Here is a 15,705-nt window from a genome sequence, read left to right as displayed (position 1 = left end):
CCGCTCCCCCGGACTCCGCTCCCCCGGCTTTGTCCCGCACGCGTTCCTGTCCGCCCGCCTCCGCCCAGGACCGCCACGGCCCCCGCACGGGAGACGTCCGGGTCCCGGGAGACGTCCGGGCGCCCGGCGTCCCGCGCCGCGGTCCCGGCGCCCCCGTCTCGGTCTCCGCCAGGCGTGCCGCCGCCTCGTGCATGGCGAGTTCCAGCACCGCCGGGTCGGTCAGCGTCCCCGATCCGTCCGGCGGTACGAGCCACCGCCCACCCGTCGCCCGCCGTCCCGGGTGCGGCACGACGATCCAGGTGCCGCGCCCCGCGCCGCGTACGCCCGTGCCGAGCCAGCGGGCGGCCGTGCCCGGCGGTACGAAGAACCCGGTCCGCGCGTCGTCCGGGTCGGCGAGCACCGGTCCCGGCCGGTCCACGAGCATGGCCAGCACGTCGAGCGTGGGGCCCCCGAGGTCCGCCGGCAGGATCAGCACGTCCCAGCGGCGCCCGGCCGGCAGCAGGACCACCCCCGCGGGACTGCGTTCCCATTCCCGGCGGCACGCCTCCGGATCGAGCGCCGCCCCCGCGAGCCACTCCATCGCGCTCCTCGCCTCCGAGGTCCCACCCGAGTCAGCCATCCGCCCCGTCTCCCCTTCGCGGTCGGTACGGGCACCGCGCGGCCTGCGCGGCGCCGGACTTCGCGTCCAGAGGGGAGAGCGGGGCGGCGCGCCGTTATGACGCGGGTTCGGCGACGGATCGGAGCAGGCCCCGGTGATCTGGATCACGCCGCACGGGCCGGGCGCCCCGGCCCCGGGCACGGCGGACCTCGGAGCGGGACCTCGGCCGCGGGGTCCGGACCCGCCTCCAGGCCCGGCTCGGGACCGCCCGTACGCCCGTGCGCTCAGCTGTCGAAGCCGAGGCCGAGCCGGTCCATCGTCCACAGCCACAGGTTGCGCCGGCCGCCGCTCGCGTCGGCGCGTGCCAGCGACCACTTCGTCAGGCCGATGCCCGCCCAGGCCGCCGGCTCCGGCGGGAACGGCAGCGGTTTGCGCCGGACCATCTCCAGCTCCGTGCGCTCCGTCCGCTCGCCCGCCAGCAGGTCGAGCATCACGTCGGCGCCGAACCGCGTGGCCCCGACGCCCAGACCGGTGAAGCCGGCGGCGTAGGCGACGCGTCCCTGGTGCGCGGTGCCGTAGAAGGCGGCGAAGCGGGTGCAGGTGTCGATGGCGCCGCCCCAGGCGTGGCTGAAGCGGACGCCTTCGAGCTGCGGGAAGCAGCGGAAGAAGTGCCCGGCGAGCTTGAGGTACGTCTCGGGGCGCCGGTCCCGGTCGCCGTCCAGCCGTCCGCCGAAGGGGTAGATGGCGTCGTAACCGCCCCACAGGACGCGGTTGTCGGACGTCAGGCGGAAGTAGTGGAACTGGTTGGCGCTGTCGCCGAGCCCCTGCCGCCCCCGCCACCCGATGGACGCCAGCTGCGCGGTCGTGAGCGGCTCGGTCGTCAGCGCGTAGTCGTAGACCGGGACGGTGTACGGACGGACGCGGCGCAGCAGTGAGGGGAAGACGTTCGTGCCGAGGGCGGCCTGCCGCGCGAACACCCGGCCGTAGGGCGTGCGGACCGCCATGCCGGGGCCCGACCTGGCCAGTGCGAGGCCCGGCGTGTTCTCGTAGACGCGGACGCCGAGGGCGAGGCAGGCGCGCTTGAGGCCCCAGGCCAGCGCGGCCGGGTTGACGAGTGCGACCCCCTCCCGGTCGTAGAGGCCGCCCAGGAAGGTGGGCGAGTCGACCTCGGCGCGTACGGCGTCCTGGTCGAGCACCTGAAGGCCGGTACGGCCGCCCACGCCGGTGACGCCCGCGCGTTCGGCCTCCTCCTTGAGGGCGTACAGCTCGGCGAGCTGGTGGGGTTCGGTGGCTACGTCGATCTCGCCCGTGCGCTCGAAGCCGCAGTCGATGCCGTGGCGGGCGACGGCGTCCTCGATGGCGTCGAGGTTGCGGGCGCCGAGCTCTTCCAGGGTGCGCAGTTCGCCGGGCCAGCGGGCGAGCCCGTTGGGCAGGCCGTGGGTGAGGGACGCGGCGCAGAAGCCGCCGTTGCGGCCGGAGGCGGCCCATGCCACCTCCCGGCCCTCGATGAGGACGACGTCGCGCCCGGGGTCGCGCTCCTTGGCGATGAGCGCGGTCCACAGGCCGCTGTAGCCGCCGCCGACGACGAGCAGGTCGCAGCGTTCGTCGCCGGTGAGCGCCGGGAGCGCGGCGGGCCTCGCGGGATCGTCGAGCCAGTACGGGACGGGCCTGACGTCCGCGAGGGACGCCGCGGCGGCGCGGGTGGCCGGGTGCGCGGCCGGGACGGTACCCATGGCTCCTGGGGCCATGACTAACAACTCCTTCGGGCCCCGGCGAGCGGGGCCCACCTGTGCGGGCTGCGGGTGCCGGGCAACCGGTCAGGGCGCGGCCGAGGCCCTGGCCCTGCGGGTGCTGACGGCCTGGCCCGCGACGACGACCAGTACCGCGATGACGAACATCGCCGTACCGATCACATTGATCTGCACGGGCGTGCCGCGCTGTGCCGAGCCCCAGACGAACATGGGAAAGGTCACCGTGGACCCGGCGTTGAAATTGGTGATGATGAAGTCGTCGAACGAGAGCGCGAACGACAGCAGCGCCCCGGCGACAATCCCCGGTGCCGCGATCGGCAGGGTGACGCGTACGAAGGTCTGGACGGGCCCCGCGTACAGGTCGCGCGCGGCCTCTTCGAGCCGCGGGTCCATGGACAGCACGCGTGCCTTGACGGCGACGACCACGAAGCTCAGGCAGAACATGATGTGGGCGATGAGGATGGTCCAGAAACCGAGCTGAGCACCGAGGTTGAGGAAGAGCGTCAGCAGCGACGCGGCCATGACGACCTCGGGCATCGCCATCGGCAGGAAGATCAGCGAGTTGACCGGGCCGCGGCCGTGGAAGCGGTATCTGACCAGCGCGAAGGCGATCATGGTGCCGAGCAGGGTGGCGCCGATCGTCGCGTAGACGGCGATCTGGAGGGAGAGCGCGAGCGAGCCGCACAGCCCGGCGGCCCCGCACGGCGACGTCCACGCGTCGAGCGAGAAGTGGTTCCACGCGTAGTTGAACCGGCCGGTGGGCTTGTTGAACGAGAACACCATCACGACGACGTTCGGCAGGATCATGTAGGCGAGCGTGATCAGGCCCGCGATCACCACCAGGTGCTGCCGTACCCAGCGCAGTGCGGTCATCAGAGCACTTCCTCCGTTCCGGCGTGGTGGATGTGGAAGCCGGTGGTCACGGTCGTCACGGGGGCCTCTCCGCTCCCGGCCCGGCGCCTGCGGAAGCCGGTCGTCACAGCAGTTCCTCCGTCCCGGCCCGGCGAATGTAGAAGCTGACCACGAACAGCACGACCGCCATGAGGATGAACGAGAGCGCCGCCGCGGCCGGATAGTCGAGCACCGTGAGGAACTGCGACTGGATGACGCTGCCGATCATCTTGGTGTCCGCGGACCCGAGCAGTTGCGCGTTGACGTAGTCGCCGCTGGACGGGATGAAGGTCAGCAGGGTGCCGGAGACGACGCCGGGCAGCGACATCGGGAAGGTCACCTTGCGGAAGGTGGTCCACGGCGTCGCGTACAGGTCGCCCGCGGCCTCGTGCAGCCGGTGGTCGACGCGCTCCAGCGAGGTGTAGAGCGGCAGGATCATGAACGGCAGGAAGTTGTAGGTGAGTCCGGTGACGACGGCGAGCGGGGTGGCGAGGACCCGGTCGCCGCTGGTCCAGCCGAGGGCGTTGGTCAGGTCGAGGATGTGCGCCGCGTTCAGGAGGGCGACGACCGGACCACCGTCGGCGAGGATCGTCTTCCAGGCGAGGGTGCGGATCAGGAAGCTGGTGAAGAACGGCGCGATGACGAGCACCAGCAGGACGTTGCGGAAGCGCCCGGCGCGGAAGGCGATGAGGTACGCGAGCGGGTAGCCGACGACCAGGCAGAGCAGGGTGGCGACCGCCGCGTACAGCAGGGAGCGCAGGAACTGCGGGTAGTACTCGCGCAGCACGTCCCAGTACGTCTGGACGTGCCAGGTGACGTGGAAGCCGTTCTCCAGCGATCCGGTCTGCACGGACGTGGACGCCTGGTAGATCAGCGGGACGACGAAGAAGACGACCAGCCAGAGGATGCCGGGCAGCAGCAGCCAGTACGGCACGAGCCGCTTGCGCCGGGGCGCCGGGCGCACCGCCGGCTCCTCGGCGAGGGGCGCGGGGGCGGGCGGTGCCGTGGCCGCGGTCATGACGCCTCCCCTTCGCCGGCGGAGATCTCCTGGTCGGCGCCGAGCCCGAAACTGTGCCCCGGGTTCCAGTGCAGGACGACCTCGGCGCCGGGCACGAGGCGGCCGTCACGCTCGATGTTCTGCGCGTACACGGCCAGTTCGGACCCGACGGGGCTGTCGATCACGTACTGCGTGGAGACGCCGATGAAGCTGGCGTCGGCGATGCGGCCGGGAACGCGGTTGCGGCCCTCGGGGATGGCGCCCGCGTCGTCCGCGTGGGCGAGTGTGATCTTCTCGGGGCGTATGCCCACCAGCACCTTCCCGCCGCCGGTGGTCGGGGCCGTGCAGCGCGCCGCGGGCAGGGTGAGTTTGCAGCCAGCGCCCCCGGAGACGGTGAGATCCCCGCCGTCGGTGCCGAGGATCTCCGTCTCGATGAGGTTCGAGGTGCCGAGGAAGTTGGCGACGAACGTCGTGCGCGGGTTCTCGTAGAGGTCGCCGGGGCTCCCGAGCTGTTCGACGCGGCCCGCGCTCATCACCGCGATGGTGTCGGCCATCGTCATGGCCTCCTCCTGGTCGTGGGTGACGTGGATGAAGGTGACGCCGACCTCCGTCTGGATGCGCTTGAGTTCGAGCTGCATCTGGCGGCGCAGCTTGAGGTCGAGCGCGCCGAGCGGCTCGTCGAGGAGCAGTACCTGGGGCCGGTTGATCAGGGCGCGCGCGACGGCGACGCGCTGCTGCTGGCCGCCGGAGAGCTGCTGCGGCTTGCGGCGCGCGTAGTCGCCGAGCTGGACGAGGTCGAGCATCTCGCCGACCTGCTTCTTCACGGACTTGACGCCGCGGCGGCGCAGGCCGAACGCGACGTTCTCGAAGATGTCGAGGTGCGGGAACAGCGCGTAGCTCTGGAAGACGGTGTTGACGGGCCTCTTGTACGGCGGCAGGCCGGTGACGTCCCGGTCGCCGAGGAAGACGCTGCCCGTGGTCGGGTCCTCCAGGCCGGCGATCATCCGCAGCGTGGTGGTCTTCCCGCAGCCCGACGCGCCGAGCAGCGCGAAGAACGAGCCCCGGGGCACGGTGAGATCGAGCGGCCGGACGGCCTGGAAGGAACCGTACTTCTTGCTGATCCCGGCGAGGCGGACGTCGCCGCCGGCCGGCCTGGTGGATGCGGTCTGGGTCATCGGTAGCAGTCCCGGAGGCTAGGTGGGTGTGACGGTCGCGGCGGTGGCGTCCCCGCTCCGGCGGCACCCGCGCGGGCGGAGGCGGCGGACGGGCGGAGCCTCAGGCGCCGATGAGCCTGGAGAACTTCTCCTCCAGGGCCGTGTCCTCCTTGTTGCTCAGGGAGCGGAAGGAGTGGGAGGCCGCCTGCATCTTCGCGTCCGGAATGATCAGCACGTTGTCGGCCGCGGCCTTGTCGAGCTTCGCCAGTTCGGGCTTCACGTGCTCGCAGGGGCACACGTAGTTGATGTACGCGGCGAGCTTCGCCGCCGCCGCCGGCTCGTAGTAGTAGTCCATCAGCCGCTCGGCGTTGGCGCGGTGCCTGGCCTTGGCGGGGACCATCATGTTGTCGCTGGAGATCATGTAACCGGAGGCGGGTACGGCGTACTTAATGTCCGGGTTCTCTGACTGGAGCTGGACGATGTCGCCGGCCCACGCGAGGCAGGCGGCGATATCGCCCTTGTCGAGGTCGGAGGTGTAGTCGTTGCCCGCGAAGCGCCGGATCTGATGGGAGTCGACGCCTTTCTGGAGGCGGGCGATCGCGGCGTCGTAGTCGTCGGTGGTGAAGGTCTCGGGGTCCTTGCCCATGTCGAGCAGGGTCATGCCCATGGTGTCGCGCATCTCGGTGAGGAACGCGACGCGTCCCGCGAGCTTCGGGTCGTCGAGGAGTTGCGAGACGGAGTCGACCTTCCGGCCGCCGGTGGCTTTCGCGTTGTACGCGATGACGGCGGGGATGCCGGCCCACGGATAGGAGTGGGCGCGGCCGGGGTCCCAGTCGGGGGTGCGGAACGTATCGATGAGGTTGGCGTACGCGTTCGGCATCAGGGACGCGTCGAGGGTCTGCGCCCAGCCGAGGCCGATGATCCGCCCGACGAGCCAGTCGGTGAGCACGATGATGTCGCGGCCGATGTCCTGGCCCGCGGCGAGCTGCGGCTGGATCTTGCCGAAGAACTCGTTGTTGTCGTTGATGTCGGTGTTGTACGTGACCTTGATGCCGGTGCGCCGCGTGAACGCCTCCAGCGACGGATAGTGCTTCCCGTCGTCGGTGACGTCCATGTACTCGGTCCAGTTGGAGAAGACCACCTTCTTCTCGCGCGCCGAGTAGTCGGGGTCGCCGGCGGCCTTGCCGTCCTTCTTGGCGGCGGGGATGCCGCAGCCGGTCAGGGCGGCGAACCCGCCGAACGTCAGCGCGCCGAGGCCGCCCGCGCGCAGCAGGGAGCGGCGGGTGGGGGCGCCCCTGCCGGTGGTGAGGTGCCGCTGTATCGCCGCGAGCTGGACGGGCGAGAGGCCCTCCGGTTCTTCGTCTGCCATGGCCTCGGCCCTCTCGGGTGTGTGTGTCACGTCCGGTCCCCGAAGATCGTGCGGTGCCAGTCCTTCCTCGCCACCGCGGTGTTGTCGTACATGACGTGCTTGACCTGGGTGTACTCCTCGAAGGAGTACACCGACATGTCCTTCCCGCCACCGCTTTGCTTGTAGCCGCCGTGCGGCATCTCGCTGATGATCGGGATGTGGTCGTTGACCCAGACGCAGCCGGCCTTGATCTCGCGGGTGGCGCGTCCGGTGCGATAGACGTCGCGGCTCCAGGCGGAGGCGGCGAGGCCGTAGGGGGTGTCGTTGGCGAGGGCGATGCCCTCGTCGTCGGTGTCGAAGGGGGCGGCGGCGAGGACGGGGCCGAAGATCTCCGTGCGCATGGCCTCGCTGTCCTGGGGGGCGTCGGCGATCAGCGTGGGCCGGTAGTACGCGCCGGCCGCGAGGTCCCCGCCGGGCGCCTCGCCCCCGGTGACGACGCGGGCGTGGGCGCGGGCGCGGTCGACGAACCCGGCGACGCGGTCGCGGTGGGCGTGCGTGACGAGCGGGCCGAGGTCGGTGGAGGCCGCGAACGGGTCGCCGACGCGCACGGACGCCATCAGGTCGGCGACCCCGGCGACGAAGGCGTCGTACAGGGGGCGCTGGACGTAGGCGCGGGTGGCGGCGGTGCAGTCCTGCCCGGTGTTGATGAGCGCGGCGGCGACGGCGCCGTGCACGGCGGCCTCCAGGTCGGCGTCGTCGAAGACGACGAACGGGGCCTTGCCGCCGAGTTCGAGGTGGACGCGGGTGACGGTGGCGGCGGCGATCTCGGCGACCCGCCTGCCGACGGCGGTGGAGCCGGTGAAGGACGTCATGGCCACGTCCGGGTGGCCGACGAGGTGCTCGCCCGCGTCGCGGCCGGTACCGCAGACGATGTTGATCACACCGTCGGGGATTCCAGCCTCCTGGGCGGCCTGCGCGAACATCAGCGAGGTCAGCGGGGTGATCTCGGCGGGCTTGAGCACGACGGTGTTGCCGGCGGCGACGGCGGGGAGGATCTTCCACGCGGCCATCTGGAGCGGGTAGTTCCAGGGTGCGACGGAGCCGACGACACCGAGGGGCTCCCGGCGGACGCAGGAGGTGTGGTCGGCGCTGTACTCACCGGCCGAGGTGCCCTGGAGATGGCGTGCGGCGCCCGCGAAGAACGCGGCGTTGTCGACCGTGCCCGGCACGTCGAACCCGGCCGACAGCTTCACCGGCTTGCCGCACTGGAGGGACTCCGCCTGTGCGAAGTCCTCGGACCGTGCCGCGAGCACGGCGGCGAGGCGGTGCAGTGCGTCGGACCGCTCGCCCGGGGTGGCTGCGGACCACGCGGGGAACGCGGTGACGGCTGCGGCGACCGCGGCGTCCACGTCCGCGGTGGAGGCGAGCGCGTAGGTGAGGACGGTCTCGCCCGTGGCGGGGTCCACGACGTCCTGGGAGCGCCCGGAGGTTCCGGGCACGAGGCGCCCGTCGATGAACTGCGCCCCGTCCGCGAAGCGTTTCTCTGCCGGGAAGCGGTCGCTCATGACGTTCTCCGTTGTTCCTGATGCGATTGAGTGCAGATCCTGGCAGAGCATCGCCCACGCAACAAGGGATTCCGTTGTTTCCATTTGGTTACACAACGGAATCGGTCGACCACGGATGCGGCGCGTCACCGGGCTGAGGGTCCCTGGGCCGTCAACGGGCGGAGGCTCCCTCAGCCCGTCGCAGGGCGGAGGCTCCCGGCTCGGAGCTCCTGCCGGAGGTCGCCGCCGAAGGCCCTGGGGAAGGCCGCTGTCAGAGGGCCCTGCCAGACTCGTCGGCATGGACCAGAGCATGGGCGGCCAGAGCATGGGCGGTACGGCGGCGCTGCGGGAACTCGCCGCGCGCACGCGGCGCGGGGAGCGGGTCGGGTACCTGCGTTTCTGGGGCCACGCGCCCAGCCGGGACGGGCAGTTGTCGGCGAGCTGCCTGAGCCAGTGGTGGCCCGCGCCGTTCACGGTCGGCGGCGTCGCCTACGCCACGGCGGAACACTGGATGATGGCGGGCAAGGCGCGCCTGTTCGGGGACGCGGAGGCGGAGCGCGCCGCCCTCGCGGCGGCCCACCCCTCGCAGGCGAAGAAGGCGGGGCGGCTGGTGCGCGGCTTCGACGAGGAGATATGGCGTCAGGAGCGGTTCGCGCTGGTGGTCGAGGGCAGTGTGCACAAGTTCGGCCAGGACCCGGCGCTGCGGTCGTTCCTGCTGGCGACCGGTGACCGGGTACTGGTGGAGGCGAGCCCGGTGGACCGGATCTGGGGCATCGGGCTCGCGGCCGACGACGCGCGCGCGGAGAATCCGGCCGACTGGCGCGGCCAGAATCTGCTGGGCTTCGCCCTGATGGAGGCCAGGACGCGGCTGTCGGAGGGCTGAGGCGCCCCACCGCCGGAGCCCGTTCGGAGCGTTCCCGGCGGCGGCCGCGTCACCGGGCGCCGTGCTTACGGGGCGCCCCGTGAGCACGGCACCTCAGGCGCGAGGCCCCGGCTTCTGGGGCGCCGGCCGTTCGCGGCGCCCGGCCTTCGAGGTGCCGGCCCCCGGGCTGCCCGCCGTTCGGGGCGCCGGCCCGCGGGGCCCCGGTGCCGCGCGCGTCAGTGCTCGATGACCAGCGACGTGGCGAAGGGGTCGTCGTCCGGCAGCGGGGTGCTGTCGTGCGACTCGTGGACGCCGACGATGATGGCGACGACGATCCCGACTATCGCCAGGAAGCCGAGTACCGCGCCTATCCAGCCGAGGATCAGCCCGGCCGTCGCGGCACTGCGGTTGGTCGCCTCTCCGTTGTCCGCCTTGCGCCGGCCCTTCACGGCGAAGACGATCGCGAGTATGCCGGTGATCAGGCCGGTGATGCCGTACAGGCAGATACCGACCACGGACACGATGCCGAGCACCATCGCCGCGGTGCCCATGCCGTTCGACGGCGGGGCCTGACCGGCCCAGCCGGGCCCGCCGTAGGGTGCCGGCCCGCCCGCCTGGTACTGCGGGTAGCCGTAGCCGGGCCCCTGCGGGTAGGGCGGAGCCCCGGCCGCGGAACCTCCCGGGTAGGGCGGCGGCCCGGCCGGAGGGCCCGCGGGCGGGGGCACCTGGCCGGAGCTCTGCCCGGAGTGGCCGTACGTGCCCGGGGGGGGGGGGGGGGGGGGCACGGGGCCCGGTGTGCCCAGGACCGTCGGCTGGTCGTGTACGGAGCCGCCGGCCGGCGGCGCGCCCGGCGGGCTCTGCGGCGGCGGCCCGGGCGGCTGGGCCGGCTTGTCGAGCGAAGGCCGCTGCTCGGGCGCGGCCCACGGGTCCCGCGGCTGGTCGCCGACCGGCTGCTGCCCGCTCTGGTCTGGCATGGTGCTCCCCCATTGTTAGGCGAACATGCATGCTACGGCCTCGCGGGGCCGAGCGGCCTCTCCGGGTTCGGGACCTCGGCTCCGCCTACGATGATGCGTCGATGCCGGGAAGGGGCCGTCCACCGATCCGGCCCGCCCGTGCCGCTGCGCTGGAGGAACCATGACCGATCTGCACCCGTTCATCGCGGGGCTGCCCAAGGCCGAACTGCATGTGCACCACGTCGGCTCGGCGTCGCCGCGTATCGTCGCGGAACTGGCGGGGCGGCACGCCGACTCGAAGGTGCCGACCGATCCCGACGCCCTCGCCGACTACTTCACGTTCACGGACTTCGCGCACTTCATCGAGGTGTACCTGTCGGTGGTCGACCTGATCCGCACGGCGGAGGACATCCGGCTGCTGACCTTCGAGATCGCGCGGGACATGGCCCGGCAGAACATCCGCTACGCGGAGCTGACGGTCACTCCGTTCAGCTCGACCCGGCGCGGCATCCCCGACATGGCGTTCATGGAGGCCATAGAGGACGCCCGCAAGTCCGCCGAGTCCGAACTCGGCGTCGTACTGCGGTGGATCTTCGACATTCCCGGCGAGGCGGGCCTCGAAGCCGCGGAGGAGACGGCGCACCACGCGGTGGACCTGCGCCCCGAGGGCCTCGTCGGGTTCGGCCTCGGCGGCCCGGAGATCGGGGTGCCGCGCCCGCAGTTCAAGCCGTACTTCGACCGTGCGATCGCGGCGGGGCTGCACTCGGTGCCGCACGCCGGCGAGACCACGGGGCCCGAGACGGTGTGGGACGCGCTCACGGAGCTGCGCGCCGAGCGGATCGGGCACGGCACCAGTTCGGTCCGCGACCCGCGGCTGCTTGAGCATCTCGCGGAGCACCGCGTCCCCCTGGAAGTGTGCCCCACGTCCAACGTCGCGACCCGCGCGGTCGCCTCGCTCGACGAACACCCGGTCGCGCGCATGGTGGAGGCGGGTGTGCTGGTGACCGTGGGCAGTGACGACCCGCCCATGTTCGGCACCGACCTCAACCAGGAGTACGGGGTCGTGGCCCGGCTGCTGGGCCTCGACGAGCGGGGCGTGGCCGAGCTCGCGAAGAACGCCGTGGAGGCGTCCTTCCTCGACGCCGCGGGCAAGAGGCGGATCGCGGGCGAGATCGACACCTACACCGCCGCCTGGCTCGCCCGGTGAGCCGGCGGCCCGTCGTCGCGGTGGCGCACCGCGGCGATCCCTACCGGCGGCGCGAGAACACCCTCGCCTCGATCCGCTCGGCCGTCGCGCGCGGCGCGGGCGCCGTGGAGACCGATGTCCGGCTGACCGGGGACGGCGTGCCCGTCCTCCTGCACGACTCCTCGCTGGAGCGGCTGTGGGGCCATCCGCGGCAGCTCGGCGACATCACGGCGGCCGAGGTCGCCGAGGTGACGGGCGGCGGCGTACCGACCCTGCGGGACGCGCTGCTCGGGACGGACTGCAGGCTCCAGCTCGACCTGCCGGGCGCGACGCCCGCCGCCGTGCGCACCATCGCGGGCGTGGTGCGCGACTGCGGTGCGGGCGAGCGCGTGTACTGGACCGGCGCGCCCTCCACGATGCTCGCGGTGCGCGCGCTCGATCCCTCCGCCGAGATCGCGATGACGTGGAAGACGGTCGTGCCGCCGCTGCCCTCGCTGCTCGCCGCGGTGCGTCCGCGGTGGGTCAACTACCGCTTCGCCCTGGCCACGCCCGAGGTCGTCGCGCGCGGCCACCGGGACGGCGTCCTCGTCTCGGCGTGGACGGTCGACACGGCCCGTACCATGCGGCGGCTCGTACGCTCCGGCATCGACGCGGTGACCACCAACAGGATCGACGTCCTGGTCCGGCTACTGGCAGGCTGAGGCGCCCGCGGGCGCCGCGTAGCGGCCGGGGTCCCGGCGGGGATGTCCGCCGGGGCCCCGGTCCCGCCTCAGTCCTCCAGTGCCGTCATCACGTGCTTGACGCGCGTGTAGTCGTCGAAGCCGTACGAGGACAGGTCCTTGCCGTAGCCCGACTTCTTGAAGCCGCCGTGCGGCATCTCCGCGACCAGCGGGATGTGCGTGTTGATCCAGACGCAGCCGAAGTCGAGGGACTTGGAAAGGCGCATGGCGCGGGCGTGGTCCCTGGTCCACACGGAGGAGGCGAGCGCGTACTCGACGTCGTTCGCGTAACTGAGGGCCTGGGCCTCGTCCGTGAAGGACTGGACGGTGATGACCGGGCCGAACACCTCGTTCTGGATGATCTCGTCGTCCTGCTTGAGGCCGGAGACGACGGTCGGCGCGTAGAAGTAGCCCTTGTCGCCGACGCGCCGGCCGCCCGCCTCGATCTTCGCGTGCGCGGGCAGCCGGTCGATGAACCCGGAGACGCGCTCCAGCTGGTTCGCGTTGTTGAGCGGCCCGTAGAGCACGTCCTCGTCGTCGGCGGCGCCGGTCTTCGTCTCGGCGGCGGCCTTGGCGAGCGCGGCGACGAACGCGTCGTGGACGGACTCGTGCACGAGGACGCGGGTGGCGGCCGTGCAGTCCTGCCCCGCGTTGAAGTAGCCCGCGACGGAGATGCCCTCGACGGCCTTGGGGATGTCGACGTCCTCGAAGACGATGACGGGCGCCTTGCCGCCGAGCTCCAGGTGGACGCGCTTGACGTCCTTGGCGGCGGACCCCGCGACCTCGATGCCGGCCCGTACGGAGCCGGTGATGGAGGCCATCGCGGGCGTCGGGTGCTCGACCATGGCACGGCCCGTGTCGCGGTCGCCGCAGATGACGTTGAAGACGCCCGCGGGCGCGACGGCGCCGATGATCTCCGCCATCAGGACGGTGGAGGCGGGCGTGGTGTCGGACGGCTTCAGGACGACGGTGTTGCCCGCGGCGAGGGCCGGGGCGAACTTCCACACGCCCATCATCATCGGGTAGTTCCAGGGCGCGACCTGCGCGCAGACGCCGATCGGCTCGCGCCGCACGAACGACGTCAGGCCGTCCATGTACTCGCCCGCCGAGCGGCCGTCCAGCATCCGCGCGGCGCCCGCGAAGAACCGGATCTGGTCGACCATCGGCGGGATTTCCTCGGTACGGGTGAGGCCGAGGGGTTTGCCGGTGTTCTCCGACTCGGCGGCGATCAGCTCCTCCGCGCGCTCCTCGAAGGCGTCGGCGATCTTCAGCAGCACCTTCTGGCGCTCGGCCGGGGTGGTGTCCCGCCAGGCGGGGAAGGCGGCGGCAGCGGCCCGCATGGCGGCGTCGACGTCGTCGGGGCCGGAGAGCGGCGCCGTGGCGTAGACCTCGCCGGTGGCCGGGTTCACCACATCGGTGGTGCGCCCGTCGGCGGCGTCCCGGAACTCCCCGTTGATGTAGTTGCGCAGACGGCGCGGCTCAGTGGTCACTGCCACCCTCCTGTCGTTCGGATGTCCATGGTGCGAGACGCCCACCCTAGCCAGTGGCCCGACGCTTTCGACAGGCCCGACGCTCCCGATCTTCGGATTCGGTTTATTTCGGGTCGCTGGACAACGAATTTCATCGATGAAGGGTTGCGTGACCGACGAGGAGCAAGGCACAGTGAGAAACGTGGTCAGTCGCAGCGCAGAGTTCAGGAACGGGAACGCCCCCGTCCACGGGATCGACGCCGTCTCCCTCGCCATCATCGAGCAGCTCCAGGAGGACGGGCGGCGTCCGTACGCGGCGATCGGGAAGGCCGTCGGGCTCTCCGAGGCAGCCGTGCGCCAGCGCGTGCAGAAACTGCTCGACCAGGGCGTGATGCAGATCGTCGCCGTCACCGACCCCCTCACCGTGGGGTTCCGGCGGCAGGCGATGGTCGGGATCAACGTCGAGGGCGACATCGACACCGTCGCGGAAGCGCTCACCGCCATGTCCGAGTGCGAGTACGTGGTGGTGACCGCGGGCTCGTTCGACCTCATGGTGGAGATCGTCTGCGAGGACGACGACCACCTGCTCGACGTGATCACCAAGCGAATCCGCACGCTCCCCGGCGTGCGCTCCACCGAGAGCTTCGTCTACCTCAAGCTGAAGAAGCAGACCTACATGTGGGGAACCCGATAGCCGTGAGCAAGGACCTCTCCAAGACCGCGTACGACCATCTGTGGATGCACTTCACCCGGATGTCGTCGTACGAGAACGCGCCCGTGCCCACCATCGTGCGGGGCGAGGGCACTTACATCTACGACGACGCCGGGAAGCGCTACCTGGACGGCCTGTCGGGCCTCTTCGTGGTCAACGCGGGCCACGGCCGCCACGAGCTGGCGGAGACCGCGTACAAGCAGGGCCAGGAGCTGGGCTTCTTCCCGGTGTGGTCGTACGCGCACCCGAAGGCGGTCGAGCTCGCGGAGCGGCTCGCGCACTACGCGCCGGGCGACCTGAACAAGGTCTTCTTCACGACGGGCGGCGGCGAGGCCGTCGAGACCGCGTGGAAGCTCGCCAAGCAGTACTTCAAGCTCACCGGCAAGCCCACCAAGTACAAGGTCATCTCGCGTGCGGTCGCCTACCACGGCACTCCGCAGGGCGCCCTGTCCATCACCGGACTCCCGGCTCTCAAGGCGCCGTTCGAGCCGCTCGTGCCGGGCGCGCACAAGGTCCCGAACACCAACATCTACCGCGCGCCGATCCACGGCGACGACCCGGAGGCCTTCGGCCGCTGGGCCGCCGACCAGATCGAGCAGCAGATCCTCTTCGAGGGCCCGGAGACGGTCGCCGCGGTGTTCCTCGAACCGGTGCAGAACGCGGGCGGCTGCTTCCCGCCGCCGCCCGGCTACTTCCAGCGGGTGCGGGAGATCTGCGACCAGTACGACGTGCTGCTCGTCTCCGACGAGGTCATCTGCGCGTTCGGCCGGCTCGGCACGATGTTCGCGTGCGACAGGTTCGGCTACGTGCCGGACATGATCACCTGTGCCAAGGGCATGACGTCGGGCTACTCGCCGATCGGCGCGTGCGTCGTCTCCGACCGCCTCGCCGAGCCCTTCTACCAGGGCGACAACACCTTCCTGCACGGCTACACCTTCGGCGGCCATCCGGTCTCCGCCGCGGTGGGCCTCGCGAACCTCGACATCTTCGAGCGCGAGGGCCTCAACCAGCACGTCCTGGACAACGAGGCGGCGTTCTTCGGGACGTTGCGCAAGCTGCACGACCTGCCGATCGTGGGCGACGTCCGCGGCAACGGCTTCTTCTACGGCATCGAGCTGGTCAAGGACAAGGCCACCAAGGAGACGTTCACCGACGAGGAGACCGAGCGGGTCCTCTACGGCTTCCTCTCGCCCGCGCTCTACGAGAACGGCCTGTACTGCCGGGCCGACGACCGCGGCGACCCGGTCGTGCAGCTGGCCCCGCCGCTCATCTCCGACCAGGGGACGTTCGACGAGATCGAAGGGGTCCTCCGCACGGTCCTGACGGAGGCCTGGACGAAGCTCTGACAGGAGGCCGCCGCGTGGCCGTACGGCCGCGCGTGCCACGGGGCCGCGGATGCCCCGGGGCGCCACGAGCGCCACAAGGCCCCGGGCGCCGGGGCCCGGGGCGCCCGGAAGCCGCCGACGCCCGCGAGCAGCGGGAGCCGCACGGCGGAAGCCGCCGCCCGGGTGCCCCCTGTGG

The 15,705-nt window shown here is 71.7% G+C and carries 13 protein-coding genes and 1 pseudogene; 5 read left to right on the top strand and 9 right to left on the bottom strand.

Going from position 1 to position 15,705, the window contains the following annotated elements:
• Positions 1-142: 142 nt before the first annotated feature.
• The 7 genes and pseudogenes from LCE31_RS23720 to LCE31_RS23690 form a co-directional block, all read right to left on the bottom strand.
• Positions 143-580 (bottom strand): annotated as a pseudogene (locus LCE31_RS23720) (hypothetical protein); the annotation flags it as partial.
• Between the two features lie 302 nt (positions 581-882).
• On the bottom strand, positions 883-2,346 hold the full coding sequence (locus LCE31_RS23715; protein ID WP_374118534.1) for an NAD(P)/FAD-dependent oxidoreductase: 1,464 nt from the start codon (positions 2,344-2,346) through the stop codon (positions 883-885).
• A 69-nt stretch (positions 2,347-2,415) separates the two neighbouring features.
• The gene (locus LCE31_RS23710; protein WP_225017380.1) at positions 2,416-3,222 is read right to left on the bottom strand and encodes an ABC transporter permease; all 807 of its coding nucleotides are present in this window, start codon (positions 3,220-3,222) and stop codon (positions 2,416-2,418) included.
• 103 nt (positions 3,223-3,325) lie between these two features.
• The gene (locus tag LCE31_RS23705; RefSeq protein ID WP_225017378.1) at positions 3,326-4,258 is read right to left on the bottom strand and encodes an ABC transporter permease; all 933 of its coding nucleotides are present in this window, start codon (positions 4,256-4,258) and stop codon (positions 3,326-3,328) included.
• A complete protein-coding gene (locus tag LCE31_RS23700) occupies positions 4,255-5,412 on the bottom strand; it encodes an ABC transporter ATP-binding protein (RefSeq protein WP_225017376.1) in 1,158 nt (385 codons plus the stop codon). Before LCE31_RS23700 ends, LCE31_RS23705 begins: the two co-directional genes overlap by 4 nt.
• 100 nt (positions 5,413-5,512) lie before the next feature.
• Complete coding sequence (locus LCE31_RS23695) at positions 5,513-6,760, bottom strand: ABC transporter substrate-binding protein (protein WP_225017374.1); 1,248 nt, start codon at positions 6,758-6,760, stop codon at positions 5,513-5,515.
• 26 nt (positions 6,761-6,786) lie between these two features.
• Positions 6,787-8,304, bottom strand: a complete 1,518-nt coding sequence (locus tag LCE31_RS23690) for a gamma-aminobutyraldehyde dehydrogenase (protein WP_225017372.1) — start codon at positions 8,302-8,304, stop codon at positions 6,787-6,789.
• A gap of 304 nt (positions 8,305-8,608) precedes the next feature.
• On the opposite strand from LCE31_RS23690, the gene LCE31_RS23685 reads away from it, so the two are divergent.
• Positions 8,609-9,166, top strand: coding sequence for an NADAR family protein (locus LCE31_RS23685; RefSeq protein WP_225017385.1), 558 nt, complete (start codon positions 8,609-8,611; stop codon positions 9,164-9,166).
• Positions 9,167-9,381: 215 nt separating this feature from the next.
• Here the strand turns inward: LCE31_RS23685 and LCE31_RS23680 are convergent, their stop codons facing one another.
• Positions 9,382-10,119, bottom strand: a complete 738-nt coding sequence (locus LCE31_RS23680) for a DUF4190 domain-containing protein (protein WP_225017370.1) — start codon at positions 10,117-10,119, stop codon at positions 9,382-9,384.
• A 160-nt stretch (positions 10,120-10,279) separates the two neighbouring features.
• Here LCE31_RS23680 and LCE31_RS23675 point away from each other — a divergent pair, with 160 nt between their 5' ends.
• Both LCE31_RS23675 and LCE31_RS23670 read left to right on the top strand, forming a co-directional pair.
• Complete coding sequence (locus tag LCE31_RS23675) at positions 10,280-11,305, top strand: adenosine deaminase (RefSeq protein ID WP_225017368.1); 1,026 nt, start codon at positions 10,280-10,282, stop codon at positions 11,303-11,305.
• On the top strand, positions 11,290-11,985 hold the full coding sequence (locus tag LCE31_RS23670; RefSeq protein WP_225017383.1) for a glycerophosphodiester phosphodiesterase: 696 nt from the start codon (positions 11,290-11,292) through the stop codon (positions 11,983-11,985). Before LCE31_RS23675 ends, LCE31_RS23670 begins: the two co-directional genes overlap by 16 nt.
• A gap of 68 nt (positions 11,986-12,053) precedes the next feature.
• Here LCE31_RS23670 and LCE31_RS23665 read toward each other — a convergent pair whose 3' ends face one another.
• Positions 12,054-13,493 carry a gamma-aminobutyraldehyde dehydrogenase gene (locus LCE31_RS23665; protein ID WP_225017366.1) on the bottom strand — a complete coding sequence of 480 codons (1,440 nt, stop codon included), beginning with the start codon at positions 13,491-13,493 and terminating at the stop codon, positions 12,054-12,056.
• Between the two features lie 136 nt (positions 13,494-13,629).
• Here LCE31_RS23665 and LCE31_RS23660 point away from each other — a divergent pair, with 136 nt between their 5' ends.
• Positions 13,630-14,166 (top strand): Lrp/AsnC family transcriptional regulator, encoded by a 537-nt coding sequence (locus LCE31_RS23660; RefSeq protein ID WP_225017365.1) that lies wholly within the window; start codon positions 13,630-13,632, stop codon positions 14,164-14,166.
• The gene (locus tag LCE31_RS23655; RefSeq protein ID WP_225017363.1) at positions 14,151-15,530 is read left to right on the top strand and encodes an aspartate aminotransferase family protein; all 1,380 of its coding nucleotides are present in this window, start codon (positions 14,151-14,153) and stop codon (positions 15,528-15,530) included. Before LCE31_RS23660 ends, LCE31_RS23655 begins: the two co-directional genes overlap by 16 nt.
• Positions 15,531-15,705: the final 175 nt, after the last annotated feature.

Source organism: Streptomyces sp. 8L (assembly GCF_020176795.1).
Classification (GTDB): domain Bacteria; phylum Actinomycetota; class Actinomycetes; order Streptomycetales; family Streptomycetaceae; genus Streptomyces.
This window is presented reverse-complemented; position numbering and strand designations above follow the sequence as displayed.